The following is a 22,432-nucleotide window of genomic DNA, read 5'->3' as shown; positions in this document are numbered from 1 at the left end:
ACTGCCGTGCCGCGCAGGGCCGTTACCCCGCCATTGTGTCGTGCGCTTCCCCGGCTGCCGAGGCGAGCTCCCCTTCTCCTCCGCGCGCCGCCCCGCAGGGGCAGGCCGGGTGAGGTCTCAGCCGCTCCGCCCGCCACTCCAGCAGCGGCAGCGACGCCTCCCAGCGGGTGCCGGTGCTCGCCGGGAGGTCCCCGTCCAGGAAGGCCAGCGCGTGCGCGGCGGCCAGCCCGGCGACCGCCGTGGCCAGACCCAGGTCGCAGGCGGGCAGCGGATGCGGGGCGCCGGAGCGCCACTGGGCGAGCAGCCGGGGCGTCACCGGGTCCCGGTCCGTCAGCTCCTCCTGGAGGCACCGCGCGCAGGCCGTGCCGCCGGGCAGCACCAGTGGGCCGACCGTCCCCGTCGCCTCCAGGACGCCCGCGTACAAGTGGGGGGTGCCGGTGGAGATCCACGGCTCGGCGGGGAGCGGATCGGGGACGTACGCGCCGAGCCCGTCCCGCGGCGTCACCACGACGAGTGACAGCCCGGGCTCCCCCGTGGCGTCACCCGACCCGCCACGTCCGCCCCGGCACCGTGACCCACCGGGCCCGCCCGGTCCCTCCGGCCCGGCTCCTCCCGCCCTTGTCCCGCGCCCCGCTTCCCGTGCCCAGCGGGCGACCAGCCGGCGGGCCGCCGTCGCGCGGCGCTCGCCGACGGACTCGGTGGGGAGCCCGCCCGGGGCCGTCTCCCAGGGCTCGACCCGGCCCGCGTCGAGTACCTCGACCGAGCCGACGCCGGCGGCGGCGAGCAGGGACGCCACCGTCGCCCCCACCCGGCCCGCGCCCCGGACCTGGACGCGCAGGGCCCGCCGGGCCGCCAGGGTCCGCGCCGCCCGCTCCGGCTCGGGATGCACCACGGAGAGGGAGGCCAGGTCCGCGCGGAGGGGATCGAGGGCCACGTCCACCGCGCCGGCGGCCGGACCCGCCTTCCCGGGCCGCCCGGTCGCGGCGTCCGTGAGGAGCCCGGCCGACTCCAGCCGGCCCAGGAGCGCCTCCAGACGGCCGTCCGGCAGGCCGAGCGCCCGTGCCTCGGCCCGCAGCAGCGCGGTCCCCCGGGTGCCGTCGAGCAGCCCGAGCACCGCCCCCGTCGCCGGGTCGACCGGGCCGAGCACCACCGCGTGCGCCGGGGCGACGCCGAACTGCACGCACTGCAGACTCCGCCACGCCCGCCGCAGCGCCGGTTTCACCATCGGATGCATTTCCCCGCCCCCGTTCGTCCCCATGTCCGGCCTCGGCGTCCGTCCTCGACCGCGACCGCATTCATGATCGACAGCGACATTCCGTCGCCCCGAAGTGAGAATGCCCCGCCGCCGTGACGGGCGCCGAAAGTTGTCCACAGGTCGGGGGATTAGTCATTCAAATGGTGTGCGGTGGGGTCGGATCGTTCCCGAAACCACTCCCGAGGCGGGACTTCCCCCGCCGGCAGCGGGTAACGTCGGGGCCGTGCCCGCCGACCCACAGCGCAGCGTGACCAGTGAACCGCCCCGCGGGGCGGGGACGAGCGCGGTCGAGGTCCGCAGAAGCCCACGGCGGAGGAAATCCGTCTCGGCCTACCGCGAGGGCGACCGGACCATCGTGCTCATCCCGGCCCGCATGTCGGAGGCGGAGGAGCGCCGCTGGGTGGGCGTCATGCTGGACAAGCTCGCCGCCCAGGAGAGCCGCAGCGTCCTCGGCGACCGTGAGCTCACCGAGCGCGCGCTGCGCCTCTCGGAGCAGTACTTCGACGGCCGGGCCCGCCCCGGCTCCGTCCGCTGGGTGACCAACCAGAACACCCGCTGGGGCTCCTGCACCCCCTCCGAGGGCAGCATCCGCCTCTCCCACCGGCTCCAGGGCATGCCCGAGTACGTCGTCGACTACGTCCTCCTGCACGAGCTGGCGCACCTCCTCGTCCCCGGGCACGGGCCGAGGTTCTGGCGGCTCCTGGAGGCGTACCCCCGCACCGAGCGGGCGCGCGGCTACCTGGAGGGCGTGGTCGCCGCCGGCCGTCTGCCGCACCTTCCGGACGCTCGCGAGGAGTGACGGCGCCGCCACGCGCGCGGGCGCGGGTTTCCCGATTCCGTACCGAATAGGACCTGGCCTGTCTCAATGTCACGCCCAGCGGTTAGCCTGGCGCGAGCATTCGCCATTCGGGATGGGGGACGGTCGTTACGCATGGCCAGGGAATTCCAACGCGGCCACAAGGCCAAGATCAGTGATCTGACCGCGGGAACCGATCTGTACGTCGGTGTGCAGATCGCCGCCCCCGGACTGACTTTCGACATCAGCTGCTTCGGACTCGACGCGGACGAACGGCTCTCCGACGACCGCTACTTCGTCTTCTTCAACCAGCCGAAGTCGCCCGAGGAGTCCATCCAGCTGCTCGGCGCGCAGTCCGGTGACACCGAGTCCTTCCGCGTCACCCTCGACCGCATCCCCGCGCACATCCACAAGCTGTCGTTCACCGCGACGATCGACGGCGCCGGCCAGATGTCGCAGGTCGGCCCCGGTCACCTGCGGATCGTGGCGGGCGGCGAGGAGGTCGCGCGCTACGCGTTCACGGGCGCCGAGTTCTCCACCGAGCGCGCGGTGATGCTCGGCGACTTCTACCTCAAGGACGTGTGGCGGTTCGCCGCCGTCGGCCAGGGCTTCGACGGAGGCCTGGAGGCGCTCCTGCGGAACTTCGGCGGCGAGGTCGCCGAGGAGGAGCCCGCCGCTCCGCAGCAGCAGGGCGCGGCCCCTGGCTTCGCCCCGCCGCCGCAGGCCGCGGCGCCCCCGGCCTTCGGTGGCCCCGCCGCGCCCGCCCCGGCCCCCGCGCCCGCGTTCGGCGCGCCGGCCCCGCAGGCGCCCGTCCCGCCCGCCCCCGTGCCGCCGGTCCACACGGCGCCCACGATGGTCGCGCCCATGGCACCGGCGCCCGTGCCGCCGCCCGCCCCGGCCCCCGCCCCGTACGGGCAGCCGCCGCAGCAGCCGCAGTACGGCCAGGTCCCGGGACAGCCTCCCGGCCAGTACCCGGGGCAGGTCCCGGGCCAGCCCCCCGCCCCGTACCCCGGCCAGGGCCAGCCGCCGCAGGCCCCGTACGGGCAGGCCGCGCCCGCCCCGTACGGCCAGCAGCCGCCGGCGTACGGGCAGCAGCCCGGCGTCCCGCAGGGTGTGCCGGCGACCGGAGCGGGCCTCGCCGCCGCGCTCGCGCCGTACAAGGAGACCGCCACCGGCGCCCGCTGGACCCCGCAGAACCAGCAGCTCATGCGGGTCGACCTCGCCATGGGCGGCGTGCCCGTCCTCGCCCGGCAGGGCTCCATGGTCATGTACCAGGGCAAGGTCGACTTCGGCTACAAGGGCGCGGGCTTCGCCGGCCGGATCGTCGGCAACGCCACCGGCCAGGAGATGCAGCTCATGCGCTGCTCCGGCCGCGGCCAGGTCTTCCTCGCCGAGAACGGCGCCCACCTGCACCCGATCGAGCTCCAGGGCGACGGCATCTGCGTCTCCGCCGAGAACGTCCTCGCGTTCGACGAGTCCCTGCAGTACGAGGTCCGCCGCATCGAGGGCCACGGCATCCCCGGCGGCGCCCTGTTCACCATGCAGTTCCAGGGCACCGGCACCGTCGTCGTGAAGACGCACGGCGTCCCCGTCGTCCTGCCCGTCACGCCGACCACCTTCGCCGACTGCAACGCCGTCGTCGCCTGGTCGTCCGCGTCCCAGGTCATCCTCTCCAGCCAGGTGCGGCTCCGCCGCAACGCCTACCCGGGCCACAGCGGAGAGACCGTGAACCTCCAGTTCCGGGGAGCCCCCGGCAACTTCATCGTCGTCCAGCCCTACGAGGTCTGAGGGAGCCCGTCATGAACCAGCAACTCGCGGGCTACGCCCCGACCCCCGTCGCGGCCCGGATGGAGAACCACGGCCGCACCATGCTCAAGGTCGCCATGGCCTCCGGCCAGGACCTGTACGCCCGGACCGGCTCGATGGTCGCCTACGAGGGCTTCATCACCTACGAGCCCAACCCGCCCGCCGTCCGCCAGGTCGCCCAGCAGTGGGCCACCGGCGAGGGCGCGCCCATCATGAAGTGCTCCGGCGACGGACTGCTCTACCTCGCCGACTACGGCGCCGACGTCGTCGTCATCAACCTCCAGAACGACTCGATCTCGGTCAACGGCACCAACGTGCTCGCCTTCGACGCCCACCTCCAGTGGGGCGTCGAGCGGGTCAAGGGGCTCGCCAAGTTCGCCGGCCAGGGCCTCTTCAACGTGGAGATCGCCGGCACCGGCTGGGTCGCGCTCACCTCGCGCGGCACGCCGATCGTCGTCGACTGCGGCCGCGGCGAGGACGAGACGTACGTCGACCCCGACGCGCTCGTCGCCTGGTCGCCCGGGCTCAAGGTCAAGGGCAAGCGCAGCTTCAAGGCGTCCTCCCTCATCGGGCGGGGCAGCGGCGAGGCATACCAGATGGCCTTCTCGGGCCAGGGCATCGTCGTCGTACAGCCGAGCGAGGACAGCACCGACCGCCTGCGGGCCCGGGGCTGAGGGGGAGCGAGAACACACCATGCAGAGCCCGCTTTTCAACCACGCCGAACAGCAGAGCCAGGAGCGGTACGTCATCCAGAACCCGCAGCTCCTGCGGGTCAGCCTGACCGGGCAGGACGACGTCCTCGCCCGCAAGGGCGCCATGGTCGCGTACCAGGGACTCGTCGACTTCGACGGCGAGTACCAGACCCCCAGCCAGCGCCGGGCCCAGGCCCGCACCGGTGAGGGCCTGGACCTGATGCGCTGCTCCGGCCAGGGCACGGTCTACTTCGCCAACCTCGCCCAGTACGTCCACATCGTGGAGGTCGAGCAGGACGGCCTGACCGTCGACAGCGCCTACGTCCTGGCGCTCGACTCGACCCTCCACACCGAGGTCATCGCCGTCGACAGCCAGTACGGCGTCTCCGGCTCCGGCAAGTACCAGCTCAACATCTCCGGCCGCGGCAAGGTCGCCCTCATGACCTCCGGGCAGCCGCTGATGATGCAGGTCACGCCCGAGAAGTACGTCAGCGTCGACGCGGACGCGATCGTCGCCTGGTCCACCGGGCTGCGCGTCCAGATGCAGGCGCAGACGACCAACTCCAGCGTCCGCCGCCGCCGTGGCGACACGGGCGAGGGCTGGGAGCTCAGCTTCCTCGGCCAGGGCTTCGCGCTCGTCCAGCCGAGCGAGGTCATGCCCCCGCAGCACGCGGCCATCGGACAGGGCATCGCCGCCCAGTTCGGCGCCGGCCAGCACGGCTCCCACGCCCAGAACCAGAACAACGCCTGGAACTGAGCACCCACGGCTGAGGGGCGGTCTCCACCGGAGACCGCCCCTCAGCCATGCTCACGCCAGCCGCGCCAGCGTGCCCTTCAGCAGCTCCACCACCGACGTGTCGGCCACCGAGGCCACCTCGTCGTACGCGAACCAGCGCAGGTCCAGCGACTCGTCACTGATCTCCGCCACCGCGTCCGCCGGGGCGAGCGCCGCGTACTGCACGTCCAGATGCCAGTGGCAGGGCGCCGGGATCGGATGCCGGTCCAGCCGCACCGGACCGCCCGGCAGCAGGCCGAGACCCGCGATGCCGGACTCCTCGGTCGCCTCGCGCAGCGCCGCCGCCTCCACCGTCGGGTCGCCCGGCTCGCAGTGGCCACCCATCTGGAGCCACATGCCCAGCTTCTTGTGCAGGGTCAGCAGGACCCGCCCCCGCGAAGGGTCGACCACCAGCGCGCTGGAGGTCAGATGCCCGGCCTCGCAGGGCTTGTACATGCCGTCCGGATGCCGGGCGAGATGGTCCAGGTAGACGTCGCGCAGCTCCGGCTGGTCCTCGTACCCCTTCAGTACGAGGACCGCGTCGTCGTGCAGGGTCACTCCTTGCCGTCCTCGTCTTCCGGTGCCTCGCCCCTGGCCGCCTCGCCGAGCATCTTGTCCAGCTCGGAGAAGTCGAGGTGCTCACGGTGCACGAAGCCGTCGGGGTCGTCCAGGTCCGTCGCCGTCGGCAGCATGTCCGGGTGCTCCCACAGCCCGTCCCGGCCGTCGACCCCGCGCGCGTCCGTGAGCGAGGCCCACAGGCGCGCCGCGTCCCGCAGCCGCCGCGGACGCAGCTCCAGACCGATCAGGGTCGCGAAGGTCTGCTCGGCGGGACCACCCGAGGCCCGGCGCCGGCGCAGCGTCTCGCGCAGCGCGTCCGCCGAGGTCAGCCGAGGCTTGGCGGCCTCGTGGACCACCGCGTCCACCCAGCCCTCGACCAGCGCGAGCGCCGTCTCGAGACGGGCCAGGGCCGCCTTCTGCTCCGGGGTGTCCTCCGGCTGGAACATGCCCTGCTGGAGCGCCTCCTGCAGCTGCTCCGGGTGCGTCGGGTCGAGCTGCCCGACGGCCTCCTCCAGCTTCGAGGTGTCGACCTTGATCCCGCGCGCGTACCCCTCGACCGCGCCGAAGAGGTGCGCCCGCAGCCACGGCACGTGCGCGAAGAGACGCTGGTGCGCGGCCTCGCGCAGGGCCAGGTAGAGCCGCACCTCGTCCGAGGGCACGCCCAGGTCCTTGCCGAAGGCCTCGATGTTCAGCGGCAGCAGCGCGGCACGCCCGGCCGGGCCCAGTGGCAGACCGACGTCCGTCGAGCCGACGACCTCACCGGCGAGCGCGCCCACGGCCTGCCCGATCTGCTGGCCGAACATGGCGCCGCCCATGGAGCGCATCATGCCGATCAGCGGGCCGGCCATGGCCTGCATCTCCTCCGGCAGGACGTCGCCCATCGCCGAGCCGACCCGCTCGGCGACCGGGTCCACGAGCTTCTGCCACGCCGGCAGCGTCGCCTCGACCCACTCCGCGCGGCTCCACGCCACGGCCGTGCCCGCGCCCGAGGGCAGCGAGGTGACCTGGTCCAGCCACAGGTCGGCCAGGCGCAGGGCCTCCTCGACCGCCGACTTCTCGGCCGGGCCCACACTGGCGTCCTTGGTGCCGTCGGCGGTGCCCTGGGCCACCACCTGGCGCGCGATCTGCTTGGCCATGTCCCAGTTCACGGGACCGCCCTCGTAGCTCAGCATCTGCCCGAGCTGCTGGAAGGCCGCGCCCAGATCGTTGGGGTTCAGGGAGCCGAACATCGCGGCGAACGGATTGTCCGCGCCACCGGGACCGCCCATGCCGGGCAGCCCGCCGAAGCCGAACGGGTTCGCACCGAACGGGTTGCCACCGGACCCCTGGCCACCTCCGGCGGGGTCCTTCTTCTTGCCCTCGTCGCCGTTCTCCGGCTCCTCCGGCGGAAGGCCGAATCCGAATGGGGTGTCACTCACAGGTTTCCTCGGCTCGTAGGGCCGCCGGCCTCCTGCCGACGGCGACTGCCCGACCAGGGCCTGTCCAGACAGGCCCCGCACACCACCAGCGTAGACATCCGGGCCGGAAATGGGCTCGGTGCTCCGCCGGGCCGTGCCCTGCGGCAGGATGGACGCCACCTGGTCCGTACGCGTCATGCGCGTGCGTACTGAAGACAACCGCTGGAGACGCCCGGTGAGTTCCCCAGATCCACAGGTTCGCGGAGCGCGAAACCCCTCAACCCGGTCCGCCGTGCGCGGCCCCGTCGTCGCGGTCACCGGTGCCGCTTCCGGCGTCGGTGACCTGCTCACCAGGCGCCTCGCCGCCTCCGAGGAGATCAAGCGGGTCGTCGCCATCGACGAGCGCCGCGGCGAGGTCGAGGAGGCGCAGTGGCACATCCTCGACGTGCGCGATCCGGCCATCGCCGAGAAGCTGCGCGGCGCGGACGTCGTCGTGCACCTCGCCGTCGACCTCGACCTGGAGACCGACCCCGCCGCCCGAACGGCCTACAACGTGCGCGGCACGCAGACCGTGCTCACCGCCGCCGCCGCGGCCGGGGTCCACCGGGTGGTGCTCTGCACCTCCGCCATGGTCTACGGCGCCCTGCCCGACAACGACATCCCGCTCTCCGAGGACGCCGAGCTCAGGGCGACGGCGGAGGCCACCGGCGTCGGCGACATGCTGGAGATCGAGCGCCTCGGCCGCCGCGCCCCCCGCGCGCACCCCGGCCTGAACGTCACCGTCGTCCGCCCGGCCGTCCTCGTGGGCGGTACGGACACGGCGCTGACCCGCTACTTCGAGTCGCCCCGGCTGCTCGTCGTCGCCGGGTCCCGGCCCACCTGGCAGTTCTGCCACGTCGAGGACCTGGTGAGCGCCCTGGAGTACGCGGCCCTGGAGAAGGTCGACGGGGAGTTCGCGGTCGGCTGCGAGGGCTGGCTCGAACAGGAGGAGGTCGAGGAGCTCTCCGGGATCCGGCGCATGGAGCTGCCCTCCGCAGTGGCCCTCGGCACGGCGGCCCGCCTCCACCGGATCGGCCTCACCCCGTCCCCGGCGGGCGACCTCGCCTACACCATGCACCCCTGGGTGGTGAGCGTCGGACGCCTGCACGACGCCGGCTGGCGCCCCAAGTGGACGAACGAGGAGGTCCTCGCCGCGCTCCTGGAGGAGGTCGAGGGCCGTCACACGGTCGCCGGCCGCCGCCTGGGCCGCAAGGACGCGACGGCGGCGGGAGCGGCCGGAGCGACGGTGGCGCTGCTCGGCACGGCGGCGCTGGTGCGCCAGATGCGGAAGCGGCGCGGGCTGTAGCGACGGCTTGTAGGACCCTCCTACGGAGGGTCCCGTCCACAGGTCGAAAGGTCCCTTGACCGGATGTCGGAGCCGTGCGGCACCATGGGCTCATGGCGCAGACGCACGACCACCCCGGCGAGCAGGTCGCGGACGACCCGATCAAGCTGCTCGCGATCCGTGACACCCCGCTCTCGGTCGACGAGGTCTTCCAGGCCGTCGGAGACGACGCCGCCGGCGGCACCACCCTCTTCGTCGGCACCGTGCGCAACCACGACGGCGGCGCGGACGTCGACGCGCTGGGGTACTCCTGTCATCCGAGCGCCGAGGCGGAGCTGCGCCGCGTCGCCGAGAAGGTCGTCGCGAACTACCCGGTCCGTGCCCTGGCCGCCGTCCACCGCGTCGGCGACCTGCGCGTCGGCGACCTCGCGGTCGTCGTCGCCGTCTCCTGTCCCCACCGCGGCGAGGCCTTCGAGGCCTGCCGGAAACTCATCGACGACCTCAAGCACGAGGTCCCCATCTGGAAGCACCAGAAGTTCTCGGACGGCACCGAAGAATGGGTGGGGGCCTGCTAGGGGCGGCAAGGCGGCGCGCCGACAGGGTGTAGTCGAACGCCCGATTTGCGTAACCGGCCCCCAAGGGTGAGCGTTGACCTCACAGATGAGACAGTCTGCTGATCAACTCACTGGGGATGGGAGGTCGGGATGGCAGCGCTGGCTTGGTTGCTGATTCCGCTTTTCGCAGTCGTCGGCGCGGCGATATGGGGAAGCTGGGCTTCGAGGAACAAGACCATAGGCGACGTGGCGGAACTCGCCGGCTATGCGCGCTTCCGGGACGCCATGGAGCGGTCCCACACCGCGATCGCCGATTCCGCTCGTACTGATTCCGCTCGTGCCGAGCGCGAACCGGCCGCGACGGCCTCCGCCGTCACCACCTCGCCGTCCGGCTGACGAGGGGCCGCCTCGTACGGACCGCCCCACGGGTGCACCCACAGGCGGGTCCCGTACTGTCGTTCCATGCCACGCCGCACCGCGACGATGCTCGCCTCCACCCTGGTCCTGATCTGTCTGCTCATCGCGGGCGTCCTGATCCCGGTGCCGTACGCGGAGATGAGCCCGGGCCCCACGGTCAACACCCTCGGCGAGGCCAGGGGAGAACCGGTCCTTCAGATCTCCGGGCGCAAGACCTACCCGACCGACGGTCACCTCAACATGACGACGGTCCGCGTCACCAGCGCGGACTACAGGATGAACGCCGTCGAGGCCGTCTACGGATGGCTGGCCCACGACAACGTGGTGGTGCCGCACGACACCCTCTACCCGGACGGCAAGACCGAGGAGGAGTCGAGCCAGGAGAACGCCGAGGAGTTCACCCAGTCGCAGGAGAGCGCCAAGGTGGCGGCCCTCGGGGAGCTGGGCATCCCGGTGGTCGCCCGGGTCGTCGTCGCGACCGTCGTCAAGGGCGCCCCGGCCGAGGGCAAGCTGCACGCCGGGGACGTCATCAAGGCCGTCGACGGCGTGCCGGTCAAGGAGCAGGGTGACGTCGCCAAGCAGGTGACGAAGCGGAAGCCCGGCCAGGACGTCGAGTTCACGATCGTCCCCGCCAAGGAGGCGGCCGCCGCCGAGAAGGCCCACAAGGAGCCCACCGTCACCCGGAAGGTGGTCGTCACGACCACCACGTCCGAGGAGGGCGACCGGGCCGTCGTGGGCATCCAGGCCGGCACCGACCACGTCTTCCCGTTCACGATCGACATCAACCTGGCCGACGTCGGCGGCCCCAGCGCCGGTCTGATGTTCGCCCTCGGCATCGTCGACAAGCTCACCCCGGAGAGCCTCACCGAGGGCCGGTTCATCGCCGGCACCGGCACCATCGACGACAAGGGCGAGGTCGGCCCGATCGGCGGCATCGAGATGAAGCTGGTCGGCGCGCGGAACGCGGGCGCCGAGTACTTCCTCACGCCGGCCGACAACTGCGAGGCGGCCGCCGCCGACACGCCCGACGGGCTCACCCTGATCAAGGTCGACACCATCGACGACGCCACGAAGTCGCTGGAGAAGCTCCGCAAGGGCGACACGAAGTCGCTGCCGAGCTGCTCGAAGAGCTGAGCACGCGCGCGTACGAGGAGGGGCGCCCGGTCACCGACCGGGCGCCCCTCTCCTCGTAAGGAGCTCGGCTCTCGAAGCCGTACCGGAACGGCTCAGCTCTCGAAGGTCGCCGCCAGCGCCTCGGCGAGGCCCGGCACCAGGTCGGGGCCGGTCAGCACCTCGGTCGGGGAGTCCTTCTCGCGCAGCCGGATCGCCGCCTCGCGCTTGCCGTTCCGCAGCACCGCCACGGTCATCCGGACCTCCTGGCGGTCCGGGTGCCCGGCGACCCACTTGGCGAGCTGCTTCTCGTTCAGGCCCTGCGGGACCTGGGCCTCGGCCGACGGAGGCAGCATGAGCCGCTCCACGGTCAGGGCGCAGCCGACCACGGCGGCGGGCCAGGCGATCGTGCCGAGGAACTCGTCGAGGGCCTTGCCGCGGGGCAGCTTGTCCTGCTCGATGGGGGTGTAGGCGGTGGCGTCGTCGCCCAGGCCGAGCTGGGAGGCGAGCTTGGGCTCCTGGGCGCGCAGCCGTGCGGTGTCGACCAGGGCGAACAGGCGGGCGGGCTGGTCCCAGCCGAGGCCCGACGCGTACTCGTCGATCTCGAGCACCGCGCGGGTGAGGGGGCTCGCGGCCATGGCCGGGCCGGAGGGGGAAAGGTTGGACATGACCAATATCCTGCCTCCTCTTCCCCGGAAGACGGGAACTAGGTAAAGCCTCAGTAAGTTGCACCAGTGGGCTCTACGATCGCGGGGCCTGCTTTCAGACGCATCAACATCGAGGGGCGCACGTTGGCTTTCCAGATGCCGGACCGTGGCCAAGGTCCGTCCGGGCCGAGGATGAGAGTCGGCCGGCCGTCCCGGCGGGCCCGCACCCTGCTCATGACACTCGGGGTGCTGGCCGTTCTGGCCATGGCGTTCGTGATGTTCGCCGGGTTCTGGACGGACTGGCTCTGGTACCGCTCGGTCGAGTACTCGTCCGTGTTCACCACCACCCTGTGGACCAAGATCGGTCTCTTCCTGGTCTTCGGTCTGCTGATGGGGATCGCCGTCGGCTTCAACGTCTGGCTGGCGTACCGGCTGCGGCCGCCGCTCAGCGCGATGTCGTTGGAGCAGCAGAGCCTCGACCGGTACCGGATGGGTCTGGCCCCCTTCAAGAAGTGGGTGCTGCTCGCGGTCACCGCCCTGGTGGCCCTGATCGCCGGCGCCTCCGCGTCCGGCCAGTGGCGCACCTGGCTCATGTGGGTCAACGGGGTGAAGTTCGGCCAGAAGGACCCGCAGTTCGGGCTCGACGTGTCGTTCTACGCCTTCGACCTGCCCTGGTACCGCTTCCTCCTCGCGTTCGGCTTCGCCGCCGCCGTCCTGTCGCTGGTCGCCGCCGCGCTCACGCACTACCTGTACGGCGGGCTGCGGATCACCAGCCCGGGCGCGCGTGCCACCGCCGCCGCCACCGGCCACCTCTCGGTGCTGCTCGGCCTCTTCGTCGCGCTCAAGGCCGTGGCGTACTGGCTCGACCGGTACGGCCTGGCGGTGAAGTCGAGCGACTTCAAGGCGACGGGCAACTGGACGGGCCTGCGGTACGTCGACGCCAACGCGTACCTGCCGGCGAAGACCATCCTGTTCTGCATCGCCGTCATCTGCGCGCTGCTGTTCTTCGCGACGCTCTGGCGCCGCACCTGGCAGCTGCCGGTGATCGGCTTCGGTCTGATGGTCCTCTCCGCGATCCTGATCGGCGGTCTGTACCCGGCCATCGTGCAGAAGTTCCAGGTCCAGCCGAACGAGCAGGCCAAGGAAGCGCCGTACATCCAGAAGAACATCGACGCGACCCGCAAGGCGTACGCGATCGACGGGACGAAGGCCGAGAACTACTCGGGGAAGTCGACGGTCAAGGCCAAGGACAAGCTGCGGGCGGACGCCGACACGGCGGCCAGCTACCGCCTGCTCGACCCGAACATCGTGTCGCCGACGTTCCAGCAGCTGGAGCAGGAGCGGAAGTACTACCAGTTCCCGACCACCCTGGACGTGGACCGCTACGACGGCAAGGACACCGTCGTCGGCCTGCGCGAACTGAACATCCGGGGCATCCCGAAGCGGAACTGGATCAACGACCACTTCACCTACACCCACGGCTTCGGCGCGATCCTGGCCTCGGGCACGCGGACGGACGCCAACGGCTCCCCGGTCTTCACCGAGTCCGGACTGCCGACGGCCGGCTCGCTGGGCACGTACCAGCAGCGGATCTACTACGGCGAGAAGACCGACCAGTACTCGATCGTGGGCGGCCCCCAGAAGGAGCTGGACTACGAGGAGAACGGCGAGAAGACCACCAGCTACAAGGAGAAGAGCGGCGTCAGCCTCTCCAGCACCTTCAACCGCGCCGCGTACGCGGTGGCCTTCAGCGAGCCGCAGATCCTCTACTCGGGAGCCATCGGCGAGGGCTCGCGGATCCTCTACAACCGCACGCCCAAGGAGCGCGTCGAGGCCGTCGCGCCCTGGCTGACCATCGACGGCGACGCCTACCCGGCGGTCGTCGACGGCCGGATCCAGTGGATCGTCGACGCCTACACCACGACCAACGGCTACCCCTACGCCTCGCGCACCACGCTCGGCGACACCACGGCCGACTCGCTGACCGTCGGCAACCAGCAGCGCACGGTCGTCGCGCAGCAGAACCAGGTCAACTACATCCGCAACTCGGTCAAGGCCACCGTCGACGCCTACGACGGCTCGGTGAAGCTCTACGAGTGGGACACCCAGGACCCGGTCCTGAAGACCTGGATGAAGGCCTTCCCGGACACCGTCAAGCCGAAGTCCGAGATCAAGGGCGACCTGCTCGCCCACCTGCGCTACCCGCAGGACATGTTCAAGGTGCAGCGCGAGCTGCTGACCCGCTATCACGTCACCGACCCCGCGCAGTTCTACAGCGGTTCGGACGCCTGGCAGGTGCCGGACGACCCCACCAACAAGGACGGCAACGCGGTCCCGCCGTACTACCTGAGCATGAAGATGCCCGGGGACACGGCGCAGCGCTTCTCGCTGACGACGACGTTCACGCCGAACGGGCGACCCAACCTGGGGGCCTTCATGGCGGTCGACGCCGACGCCACCAGCAAGGAGTACGGCCGGCTGAGACTGCTGAGGGTCACCGAGGACGTGCCGGGCCCGGCCCAGGTGCAGAGCAAGCTCAACGGTCTGCCCTCCGTGGCCACCTTCGTCCGGGACATGAAGGGCGCCGACTCCGACATCCAGTACGGCAACCTGCTGACCGTGCCGCTGGACGGCGGGTTCCTGTACGTGGAGCCGGTGTACGCCCAGGGACGCAACGCGCTCTATCCGCTCCTGAAGAAGGTCGCGGTGTCGTACGTGGACGCGGACCAGCCGGACGGCGACACGACCAAGGACACCACGGTGTTCGAGGACAACCTCACCAAGGCGCTCAACGCGGTCTTCGGGGTGGAGGCGCCGACCCAGCCGACGACCCCGCCGGGCACCACGCAGCCGCCCGGCACGACCCAGCCGCCCGCCTCGAACGACGCCGCCCTCCAGCAGGCCATCGCCGACGCCCAGAAGGCGTACGACGCGGGCCAGGCGGCTCTGCAGAAGGGCGACTGGACCGCGTACGGCAAGGCCCAGGAGGACCTTCAGCAGGCGCTCCAGCGGGCCGCGGACGCCGGCGCGAAGCTCAAGAAGCCCGGGGCAGGCGGCTGACCTGAGGTTTTGCGCCCCCGCGTCGTGATACTGTGGTTTCACCGACGCGGGGTGGAGCAGCTCGGTAGCTCGCTGGGCTCATAACCCAGAGGTCGCAGGTTCAAATCCTGTCCCCGCTACTCAGAGGACAAGGGCCCGGATCCATAAGGATCCGGGCCCTTGTCGTGTGTCGGCGTGCAGGGGGGTGTCGAAGAGCGGTAGGGAAGGGGCGAGTTGGCGTGAGTCGTGTTTGACTTGTCTCTCTGTGGGCATGTCGACAAAACGCTGAGTGACCTCACTGGCTGCGGTATACCAGGTGTGCTCGGGTTGCGGGTGGTGCGACGATGGTATTTATGGGGGACAGGGCAACTCTGTTGGAGACAGGGCGGTTTGTGCAGCGGCACGCCAGAAACGCCGCAGACGAGATCATCGAGGCAGTGGGGGCCGTCGATGCGGTCGTCGACACCACCGCCGAGACCGACGCCGAGAACGAGACCGAGATCGAGGCCAGGCACCGGCGGGCCGCCGAGCGCGGTGACCTCGCCTCGATGAGCGCGCTCGGCGCGCTGCTGCTGCGCCGCGGTGACCTCGACGGCGCCGAGCCGTACCTGCGGGGGGCCACCGCGGAGGGGGACCGGGCCGCCGCCAACAACCTGGGCGTCCTGCTGCACCAGCGCGGATACCCCGACGAGGCGGCGGGCTGGTGGCGGGTCGCCGCCGTCGCCGGTTCGGCCCCCGCCGCCCACGCCCTCGGCCGTCACCACCGCGAGCGCGGCGACGAGCCGGCCGCCGAGTACTGGCTCCGCCAGGCCGCCGAGCAGGGCCACGCCCTCGGCGCGTACGCCCTCGCCGACCTCCTGGAGCACCGCAGCGACGTCGGCGCCGAGCGCTGGCTGCGCGCCGCCGCCGAGCAGGGCCACCGCGAGGCCGCCTACCGCCTCGCCCTCGCCCTGGAGCGCCGGGCCACCGAGACCACCCGCGGGCCGCACGAGACCGGCACCCGGCTCCGCACCCAGGGCGCCAGGGCGGTCGTGCCCTCCGGCGCGGCCGCGACCGGCACCGCGGCCGCCGTTCCCGGGCAGTCGGCCGGCGAGGGCGCGGGAGAGGCAGCCGAGGCCGAGCAGTGGTTCCGGCAGGCCGCCGCGCGCGGCCACCGGCGGGCCGCGCTCCACCTGGGCGCCATCCTGGAGCACCGCGGCGAGCTCAAGGAGGCCGGCCGCTGGTACCTCAGCTCCGCCAAGGAGGGCGAGGCGAAGGCCGCCTGCGCCCTCGGCTTCCTGCTCCGCGACGCGGGCGACGAGGAGAGCGCCGCCGTCTGGTGGCTGCGGGCCGCCCAGGACGGCGACGGCAACGCCGCCAACGCGCTGGGCGCCCTGCACGCCGCCCGGGGCGAGCAGCAGACCGCCGAGCGCTGGTACCGGGCCGCCATGGACGCCGGCGACGTGAACGGCGCCTACAACCTCGGGCTGCTCTGCGCCGCCCAGGACCGCATCCCGCAGGCCGAGCAGTGGTACCGGCGCGCCGCCTACGCGGGTCACCGCGAGGCCGCCAACGCGCTCGCCGTCCTGCTCCTCCAGGCCGGCGACGCCAACGGCGCCGAGCCCTGGTTCTCCAAGGCCGCCGAGGCCGGCAGCGTGGACGCCGCCTTCAACCTGGGCATCCTCCACGCCGGCCGGGGCGACGACCGCACGGCGCTGGTCTGGTACGAGCGGGCCGCGGCCGCCGGGCACACCGAGGCCGCCCTCCAGGTCGGCATCGCCGCCCTGCGGGACGGCGACGAGCAGACCGCCGAGCGGCACCTGCGGTGCGCGGCCGGCGGCGGCAGCGCCGAGGCCGCCTTCCGGCTCGCCTCGGTGCTCGACGCGCGTCGCCCCGACCCCGGCCCCGCCGTGCTCGGCGCGCCCCGGGAGGAGAAGTCCGAGTGCGAGGAGTGGTACGAGCGGGCCGCCCAGCAGGGCCACCGGCGCGCCCAGGTGCGGGTCGGGATGCTCGCCGCCGGGCGCGGCGACCTGGCCGAGGCCGACCGCTGGTACCGCGAGGCCGCCGAGGCGGGCAGCCGCAACGGCGCCTTCAACCTCGGGCTGCTCCTCGCCCGCGAGGGCAGCGAGCGGGAGGCCGCCCTCTGGTGGACCCGGGCGGCGCGGGCCGGCCACGGCCGCGCCGCGCTCCGGCTCGCGCTGCTCGCGGCGCGCCGGGGCGAGCTCACCGAGGGGCGTCGCTGGTGCGACCGAGCGGTGGAGCTGGGCCCGGCGGAGGTCGCCGAGCGGGCGGCCCGGCTGAGCGAGGCGCTGCATCAGGAGCTCACCGCCTGAGGCGTTAACGGATTTGCGCTGGTGACGGGGGTCCCGTAGAGTCGTGTTTACCGACGCGGGGTGGAGCAGCTCGGTAGCTCGCTGGGCTCATAACCCAGAGGTCGCAGGTTCAAATCCTGTCCCCGCTACTCAGTAGCAACGAAGGCCCGGATCCAGTCACTGGATCCGGGCCTTCGTCGTGTCCGCGTGCCCAGGGCGCGAAGAAGCCCCCGCCGGAGCGGGGGCTTCTTCGGTGGGTCGTCAGGCCGTCGTGGCGCAGCTCGGGCAGATGCCCCGGTAGGTGACCTCGACGTTCGAGATCGTGAAGCCGAAGCGCTCGGTGTCCGGGAGGTCCGCCAGCGGGTCGCCGGCCGGGTGCACGTCGCGGATCGCGCCGCAGCGGCCGCAGACCAGGTGCTGGTGGGGCCGGTGGGCGTTGGGGTCGTACCGCTTGGCGCGGCCGTCGGTCGCGACCTCGATGACCTCACCGAGGGTGACCATCTCGCCCAGCGTGTTGTACACGGTCGCGCGCGAGATCTCGGGCAGCTTCGTCACCGCGCGGGCGTGGACCTCGTCGGCGGTCAGGTGCACATGATCTCCGTCGAGGACCTCGGCCACGACGCGGCGCTGCGCGGTCATCCGCCAGCCGCGTCCGCGCAGTCGTTCCAACAGGTCACTCATGGGGGTCAGCCTAACAGCCGGGAGCAAGATCCCGAACGGGTGTGACTTTGGATGTTCACTTGACTTGGACATTGTCCATTGTAGGATCTAGACCGGGATTGTCCAGGGTCTCGTTCGAGGGGCCCGGGCCGAGGGACAGGACTCGCAGGGATGACGCAGGAGGCGCACGTGACGCAGGGACCGCTCACCACGGAGGCCGGGGCTCCGGTCGCCGACAACCAGAACAGCGAGACCGCGGGCGTCGGCGGGCCGGTCCTCGTCCAGGACCAGCTCCTCCTGGAGAAGCTCGCCCACTTCAACCGCGAGCGCATCCCGGAGCGCGTGGTCCACGCGCGCGGCGCGGGCGCCTACGGCACCTTCACGGTGACCCGTGACGTCACGCGGTGGACGCGCGCCAAGTTCCTCTCCGAGGTCGGCAAGGAGACCGAGACCTTCCTGCGCTTCTCCACCGTCGCGGGCAACCTCGGCGCGGCGGACGCGGTGCGCGACCCCCGGGGCTGGGCGCTGAAGTTCTACACCGAGGAGGGCAACTACGACCTCGTCGGCAACAACACGCCGGTGTTCTTCATCAGGGACGCCATCAAGTTCCCCGACTTCATCCACACCCAGAAGCGCGACCCGTACACCGGCTCGCAGGAGGCGGACAACGTCTGGGACTTCTGGGGCCTCTCTCCGGAGTCGACCCACCAGGTCACCTGGCTCTTCGGTGACCGCGGCATCCCCGCCTCGTACCGCCACATGGACGGCTTCGGCTCGCACACGTTCCAGTGGAACAACGAGGCCGGCGAGGTCTTCTGGGTCAAGTACCACTTTAAGACCGACCAGGGCATCGAGAACCTCACCCAGGACGAGGCCAACCGCCTCGCGGGCGAGGACCCGGACTCGCACCAGCGCGACCTGCGCGAGGCCATCGAGCGCGGCGACTTCCCCAGCTGGACCGTGCAGGTCCAGATCATGCCCGCGGCCGAGGCGGCGACCTACCGCTTCAACCCGTTCGACCTCACCAAGGTGTGGCCGCACGCCGACTACCCGCCGATCGAGATCGGCAAGCTGGAGCTCAACCGCAACCCGGAGAACATCTTCGCCGAGGTCGAGCAGTCGATCTTCAGCCCCGCGCACTTCGTGCCGGGCATCGGTCCCTCCCCGGACAAGATGCTCCAGGGTCGCCTCTTCGCCTACGGCGACGCGCACCGCTACCGCGTCGGCGTCAACGCCGACCACCTGCCGGTGAACCGCCCGCACGCCACCGAGGCGCGCACCCACTCGCGTGACGGCTTCCTCTACGACGGCCGCCACAAGGGCGCGAAGAACTACGAGCCGAACAGCTTCGGCGGCCCGCACCAGACGGACCGGCCGCTCTGGGTCGGCTCCCCGGTCACCGGCGTGACCGGCGACCACGCCGCCCCCTCGCACGCCGAGGACGACGACTTCGTGCAGGCGGGCGACCTCTACCGCCTGATGTCGGAGGACGAGAAGGGCCGTCTCGTCGGGAACCTGGCGGGCTTCATCGCCAAGGTCTCGCGCGACGACATCGCCGAGCGGGCGATCGACAACTTCCGCAAGGCGGACGGTGACTTCGGCAAGCGGCTGGAGGCCGCGGTCCAGGCCCTGCGCGGCTGAGGGCGCTTGCCGTCGAGAGGGGGCGGGCCGGATCTCCGTACGGCGGTCCGGCCCGCCCCCGCATGCTCAGCCGGCGACGCTGTGCACCGGGATCCAGCAGCGGATGATGTCGCGTACGGAGACGATGCCGACGGGCCCCCGGTCGTCGAGGACGACGAGGTGGCGGAAGCCGCCGCGCGTCATGGCCTCGGCCGCCTCCGCCAGCGTCCAGGCGGGTGCGGCGAAGACCACGTCACGGGTGGTGTGGGAGCCGGCGGTCTCCCGGTCGGGGTCCTGGTCCCGGGCCAGGGAGTTGAGGATGTCGCGCTCGGTGAGGATGCCGAGCCCGCCGGCGTCGGTGTCGAGGACGATCGCCGCGCCGACGTGGCGCGCCGACATCAGCCGGGCCGCCTGTCGGAGGGTGTGGGCGGGGCCGATGGTGAGGACCACGGTGCTCATGGCGTCACGGACGAGCATGGACGGAGCCACCTCCTTGGTGAGACCCCCACGAGAAAGAATTCACAAGTTCACAAGCGGGGGGACTCTCAGAGTCGCACCGGGGAGGTGGGTCGTAAAGGGGGCGCGCGACGCGCCCCCGGGGAGCGTCAGGAGCGCTCGCTCTCCTGGTTCAGGTAGCTCAGCAGCTCGCCGTGGAGCAGACCGTTCGACGCCGCCGCGTTCCCGCTGTGCGGGCCGTGCCGCCCGTCCAGGCCCGTGTACGTGCCACCGGCCTCCTGGACCACGATCGCGACCGCGGCCATGTCCCACAGCGACAGCTCCGGCTCCGCGCAGATGTCCACGGAACCCTCGGCGACCATCATGTACGGCCAGAAGTCGCCGTACGCCCGGGTCCGCCAGCACGCGCGCGTGAGGTCGAGGAAGCCGTCGAGGCGGCCCTGCTCCTCCCAGCCGCTCAGCGAGGAGTACGCGAAGGAGGCGTCCGACAGGGACGCGACCTTCGAGACGCCCAGCCGGGTCGCCGAGGACAGGCTGCGGCCCGTGTACGCGCCGAGCCCCTTCGCGGCCCACCAGCGCCGGCCGAGCGCCGGGGCGGACACCACGCCCACCACCGGCTGGAAGCCGGTCTCCCCGGCCTCCATCAGCGCGATCAGGGTCGCCCAGACCGGCACCCCGCGCACGTAGTTCTTGGTGCCGTCGATCGGGTCGATCACCCAGCGGCGCGGGCCCGAGCCCTCCACGCCGTACTCCTCGCCGAGGATCGCGTCGCGCGGCCTGGCGCGCTGGAGCTGTCCGCGGATCAGCTCCTCCGCCGCCTTGTCGGCCTCGCTCACCGGGGTCATGTCCGGCTTCGTCTCGACCCGGAGGTCGAGCGCCTGGAAGCGGTCCATGGTGGCCGCGTCGGCGGCATCCGCGAGGACGTGGGCGAGACGCAGATCATCGTGGTAGTCGGCCATGGTCGGCACTCTATCCCCGACGTGCGGACACGCGGCGAACCGTCCACCGCCGCCCCCTTGACAGAGAGTGGGCGCCTGCCGACGCTGAGCGGAGAACCGTTCCCTCCGGAGGTGAGGATGGCGAACGCCCGCGAGGCCCTGCTCGATGCCGCGCTCGCCGCGCTCGCGCACCGCCCCTGGTCAGCCGTGCGCATGGCCGACCTCGCCGCCGCCGCCCGGGTCTCCCGGCAGACCCTCTACAACGAGTTCGGCAGCAAGGAGGGGCTCGCGCGCGCCCTCGTGCGCAGAGAGGCCGACTCCTACCTCCAGGGTGTCCGGCACCTGCTCGCCGCCCCCGCCCCGCCCGAGCGCAACCTCGTCGCCGTCGCCGAGTGGATCGTCACCCGCGCCGCCGTCCGCCCGGTGCTCCGGGCCCTGCTCACCGGCGCCTGGAACGAGCGACTGCCCCAGCCCCGGCCGGCCCGGCCGGGCGCCCGGCCCGCCCCCGTCCCCGCCCAGCGGCGCGCCGACGCAGGCCCGCCCGCGCCCGGCGAACTCGTGGCGGAGACCGTGGCCTGCGCGGGGGAGCGGTGGGCGGCCGGCTGTGAGCTCGCCGTACGGATCGCCCTCAGTCACGTCGTCGCACCGGCCCTGCCGATGACCCCTCAGTGCGCGGACCCGGAGAGCTGGAGTCCGATGACCCCCGCGATGACCAGGGTGATCGAGACGATCTTGAGCGTGGAGACCACGTCGCCGAGGAAGACCATGCCGTAGATCGCCGTCCCGGCCGCGCCGATCCCCGTCCACACCGCGTACGCCGGACCCACGTCGAGCTTCCGCAGCGCCAGCGTGAGGAGACCGAAGCTGCCCAGGGCGAAGGAGGCGAAGGCGATCGTGGGCCACAGCCGGGTGAAGCCGTGCGAGAGCTTCAGGCAGACCGCGAAGCCCGTCTCCAGGACTCCCGCGATCACCACCAGCAGCCACGCCATCGTCAGTGCCTCCCACGCCGTCGGTGACTGCTTCGTCGCACTTGGTGCGATTATGCACTTACCGACAGCGACGCGGCGTAAACGCCGGTGGCTCAGTCGCCCTCGCGTCGCTCCCGGGTCGCGAGCAGCCGCCGCAGCGAGTACAGCCGCGCCGGATCGGCGTGCCCCTCCGCCACGTACGCGTCGAGCCCGCAGTCCGGCTCGTCGTGGCTGCACGCGCGCGGGCAGTTCTCCGTGCCCGGCACGAGATCGGGGAAGGCGAGGATCACCCGGGACGGGTCGACGTGGTGCAGACCGAAGGAGCGCACGCCCGGGGTGTCGATGACCCAGCCGCCCTCCTTGTCGTTCAGCGGCAGCGCGAGCGCCGAGGTGGTGGTGTGCCGGCCGCGGCCCGTGACCGCGTTGACCACACCCGTGAGGCGCCGCCGGTCCGGCGGGACCAGCGCGTTCACCAGGGTCGTCTTGCCGACGCCGGAGTGGCCGACGAACGCGGTGGTGCGGCCCTTCAGGTGCTCGTGGACCCGCTCGGCCGCGACCCCGTCGACGAACTCCTCGCGGGTGGTCACCACATGGGGCACGCCCAGCGCGCCGTACATCTCCAGGAGCGCGTCCGGCGGGGCCAGGTCCGACTTGGTCAGGACGAGCAGCGGGGAGAGCCCGCCGTCGTAGGCCGCCACCAGACAGCGGTCGATCAGTCGGGGGCGCGGCTCCGGATCGGCGAGCGCGGTGACGATCGCCAGCTGGTCGGCGTTGGCGACGACCACCCGCTCGTACGGGTCGTCGTCGTCGGCCGTGCGCCGGAGCACCGAGCTGCGCTCGCCGATCCGCACGATCCGGGCCAGTGTGTCCTTCTCGCCGGAGAGGTCGCCGACGAGGGAGACCCGGTCGCCGACGACGGCGGCCTTGCGGCCCAGCTCGCGCGCCTTCATCGCCGTCACCGCCCGGTCGTCGACCAGAACGGTCAGCCGGCCCCGGTCGACGGTGAGGACCATGCCCTCGACGGCGTCCTCGTGCTTCGGACGGATGCTGGTGCGGGGACGGGTGCCCTTGCGGTTGGGCCGCTGGCGGATGTCGTCCTCGTCGGTGTGCTTGCCGTAGCGCCGCATGT

21 protein-coding genes and 2 tRNA genes are annotated in these 22,432 nt (G+C 72.1%); 14 read left to right on the top strand and 9 right to left on the bottom strand.

Annotated elements, in window-relative coordinates; all coding sequences use genetic code 11:
- Nucleotides 1–22 precede the first annotated feature (22 nt).
- A complete protein-coding gene (locus BLW86_RS12930; RefSeq protein WP_093874178.1) occupies nt 23–1,234 on the bottom strand; it encodes a TOMM precursor leader peptide-binding protein in 1,212 nt (403 codons plus the stop codon).
- Nucleotides 1,235–1,478: 244 nt separating this feature from the next.
- Here BLW86_RS12930 and BLW86_RS12925 point away from each other — a divergent pair, with 244 nt between their 5' ends.
- The 4 genes from BLW86_RS12925 to BLW86_RS12910 all read left to right on the top strand — a co-directional run bounded on the left by BLW86_RS12925 (nt 1,479) and on the right by BLW86_RS12910 (nt 5,306).
- Entirely contained in the window at nt 1,479–2,054 is a 576-nt protein-coding gene (locus BLW86_RS12925; RefSeq protein ID WP_093874177.1) for a M48 metallopeptidase family protein, read from the top strand.
- Between the two features lie 132 nt (nt 2,055–2,186).
- Nucleotides 2,187–3,839, top strand: a complete 1,653-nt coding sequence (locus tag BLW86_RS12920) for a TerD family protein (RefSeq protein WP_093874176.1) — start codon at nt 2,187–2,189, stop codon at nt 3,837–3,839.
- Nucleotides 3,840–3,850: 11 nt separating this feature from the next.
- The gene (locus BLW86_RS12915) at nt 3,851–4,531 is read left to right on the top strand and encodes an AIM24 family protein (protein WP_093874175.1); all 681 of its coding nucleotides are present in this window, start codon (nt 3,851–3,853) and stop codon (nt 4,529–4,531) included.
- Between the two features lie 19 nt (nt 4,532–4,550).
- Nucleotides 4,551–5,306 carry an AIM24 family protein gene (locus BLW86_RS12910; RefSeq protein WP_093874174.1) on the top strand — a complete coding sequence of 252 codons (756 nt, stop codon included), beginning with the start codon at nt 4,551–4,553 and terminating at the stop codon, nt 5,304–5,306.
- Between the two features lie 51 nt (nt 5,307–5,357).
- Here BLW86_RS12910 and BLW86_RS12905 read toward each other — a convergent pair whose 3' ends face one another.
- Together BLW86_RS12905 and BLW86_RS12900 are read right to left on the bottom strand one after the other, a co-directional pair.
- Nucleotides 5,358–5,882 (bottom strand): NUDIX hydrolase, encoded by a 525-nt coding sequence (locus BLW86_RS12905; RefSeq protein WP_093874173.1) that lies wholly within the window; start codon nt 5,880–5,882, stop codon nt 5,358–5,360.
- A complete protein-coding gene (locus BLW86_RS12900; protein WP_093874172.1) occupies nt 5,879–7,300 on the bottom strand; it encodes a zinc-dependent metalloprotease in 1,422 nt (473 codons plus the stop codon). The genes BLW86_RS12905 and BLW86_RS12900 overlap by 4 nt, the downstream gene beginning before the upstream one ends.
- A gap of 214 nt (nt 7,301–7,514) precedes the next feature.
- Between BLW86_RS12900 and BLW86_RS12895 the strand changes: the two genes are divergently transcribed.
- The 4 genes from BLW86_RS12895 (at nt 7,515) to BLW86_RS12880 (ending at nt 10,708) form a co-directional block, all read left to right on the top strand.
- A complete protein-coding gene (locus BLW86_RS12895) occupies nt 7,515–8,624 on the top strand; it encodes an SDR family oxidoreductase (RefSeq protein WP_093878636.1) in 1,110 nt (369 codons plus the stop codon).
- A 92-nt stretch (nt 8,625–8,716) separates the two neighbouring features.
- Nucleotides 8,717–9,178, top strand: coding sequence for a molybdenum cofactor biosynthesis protein MoaE (locus tag BLW86_RS12890; RefSeq protein ID WP_093874171.1), 462 nt, complete (start codon nt 8,717–8,719; stop codon nt 9,176–9,178).
- Nucleotides 9,179–9,307: 129 nt separating this feature from the next.
- Nucleotides 9,308–9,553 (top strand): hypothetical protein, encoded by a 246-nt coding sequence (locus tag BLW86_RS12885; protein ID WP_093874170.1) that lies wholly within the window; start codon nt 9,308–9,310, stop codon nt 9,551–9,553.
- Nucleotides 9,554–9,619: 66 nt separating this feature from the next.
- A complete protein-coding gene (locus tag BLW86_RS12880; RefSeq protein ID WP_093874169.1) occupies nt 9,620–10,708 on the top strand; it encodes a YlbL family protein in 1,089 nt (362 codons plus the stop codon).
- 92 nt (nt 10,709–10,800) lie between these two features.
- Here BLW86_RS12880 and BLW86_RS12875 read toward each other — a convergent pair whose 3' ends face one another.
- A complete protein-coding gene (locus tag BLW86_RS12875; RefSeq protein WP_093874168.1) occupies nt 10,801–11,352 on the bottom strand; it encodes a PPA1309 family protein in 552 nt (183 codons plus the stop codon).
- A gap of 135 nt (nt 11,353–11,487) precedes the next feature.
- Here BLW86_RS12875 and BLW86_RS12870 point away from each other — a divergent pair, with 135 nt between their 5' ends.
- The 4 genes from BLW86_RS12870 to BLW86_RS12855 all read left to right on the top strand — a co-directional run bounded on the left by BLW86_RS12870 (nt 11,488) and on the right by BLW86_RS12855 (nt 16,810).
- On the top strand, nt 11,488–14,391 hold the full coding sequence (locus tag BLW86_RS12870) for a UPF0182 family membrane protein (protein WP_093874167.1): 2,904 nt from the start codon (nt 11,488–11,490) through the stop codon (nt 14,389–14,391).
- 45 nt (nt 14,392–14,436) lie between these two features.
- Nucleotides 14,437–14,510, top strand: a tRNA-Met gene (locus BLW86_RS12865).
- A gap of 204 nt (nt 14,511–14,714) precedes the next feature.
- Nucleotides 14,715–16,682 carry a tetratricopeptide repeat protein gene (locus BLW86_RS12860; RefSeq protein WP_093874166.1) on the top strand — a complete coding sequence of 656 codons (1,968 nt, stop codon included), beginning with the start codon at nt 14,715–14,717 and terminating at the stop codon, nt 16,680–16,682.
- Nucleotides 16,683–16,736: 54 nt separating this feature from the next.
- Nucleotides 16,737–16,810: transfer RNA gene (locus BLW86_RS12855), tRNA-Met, on the top strand.
- Between the two features lie 112 nt (nt 16,811–16,922).
- Here BLW86_RS12855 and BLW86_RS12850 read toward each other — a convergent pair.
- The gene (locus tag BLW86_RS12850) at nt 16,923–17,342 is read right to left on the bottom strand and encodes a Fur family transcriptional regulator (protein WP_093874165.1); all 420 of its coding nucleotides are present in this window, start codon (nt 17,340–17,342) and stop codon (nt 16,923–16,925) included.
- 150 nt (nt 17,343–17,492) lie between these two features.
- On the opposite strand from BLW86_RS12850, the gene BLW86_RS12845 reads away from it, so the two are divergent.
- On the top strand, nt 17,493–18,962 hold the full coding sequence (locus BLW86_RS12845; protein WP_093874164.1) for a catalase: 1,470 nt from the start codon (nt 17,493–17,495) through the stop codon (nt 18,960–18,962).
- A gap of 66 nt (nt 18,963–19,028) precedes the next feature.
- On the opposite strand, the gene BLW86_RS12840 is transcribed toward BLW86_RS12845, so the two are convergent.
- Together BLW86_RS12840 and hisN are read right to left on the bottom strand one after the other, a co-directional pair.
- Complete coding sequence (locus BLW86_RS12840) at nt 19,029–19,418, bottom strand: CBS domain-containing protein (protein ID WP_093874163.1); 390 nt, start codon at nt 19,416–19,418, stop codon at nt 19,029–19,031.
- Nucleotides 19,419–19,546: 128 nt separating this feature from the next.
- Nucleotides 19,547–20,356: a histidinol-phosphatase gene (gene hisN, locus BLW86_RS12835; RefSeq protein ID WP_030688695.1), complete on the bottom strand. Its 810-nt coding sequence runs from the start codon at nt 20,354–20,356 to the stop codon at nt 19,547–19,549.
- Between the two features lie 117 nt (nt 20,357–20,473).
- Between hisN and BLW86_RS12830 the strand changes: the two genes are divergently transcribed.
- A complete protein-coding gene (locus BLW86_RS12830; protein WP_093874162.1) occupies nt 20,474–21,109 on the top strand; it encodes a TetR/AcrR family transcriptional regulator in 636 nt (211 codons plus the stop codon).
- On the opposite strand, the gene BLW86_RS12825 is transcribed toward BLW86_RS12830, so the two are convergent.
- Nucleotides 21,001–21,324 (bottom strand): DMT family transporter, encoded by a 324-nt coding sequence (locus tag BLW86_RS12825; protein WP_093874161.1) that lies wholly within the window; start codon nt 21,322–21,324, stop codon nt 21,001–21,003. The two genes, BLW86_RS12830 and BLW86_RS12825, sit on opposite strands and share 109 nt — an antisense overlap.
- Nucleotides 21,325–21,416: 92 nt before the next feature.
- The gene (rsgA, locus tag BLW86_RS12820) at nt 21,417–22,430 is read right to left on the bottom strand and encodes a ribosome small subunit-dependent GTPase A (RefSeq protein ID WP_093874160.1); all 1,014 of its coding nucleotides are present in this window, start codon (nt 22,428–22,430) and stop codon (nt 21,417–21,419) included.
- Nucleotides 22,431–22,432 lie beyond the last annotated feature (2 nt).

It is taken from the genome of Streptomyces sp. TLI_105 (assembly GCF_900105415.1).
Lineage (GTDB): Bacteria > Actinomycetota > Actinomycetes > Streptomycetales > Streptomycetaceae > Streptomyces.
Note: the sequence above shows the minus strand (reverse complement) of the source record. Positions and strands in the feature narration are given on the sequence as shown.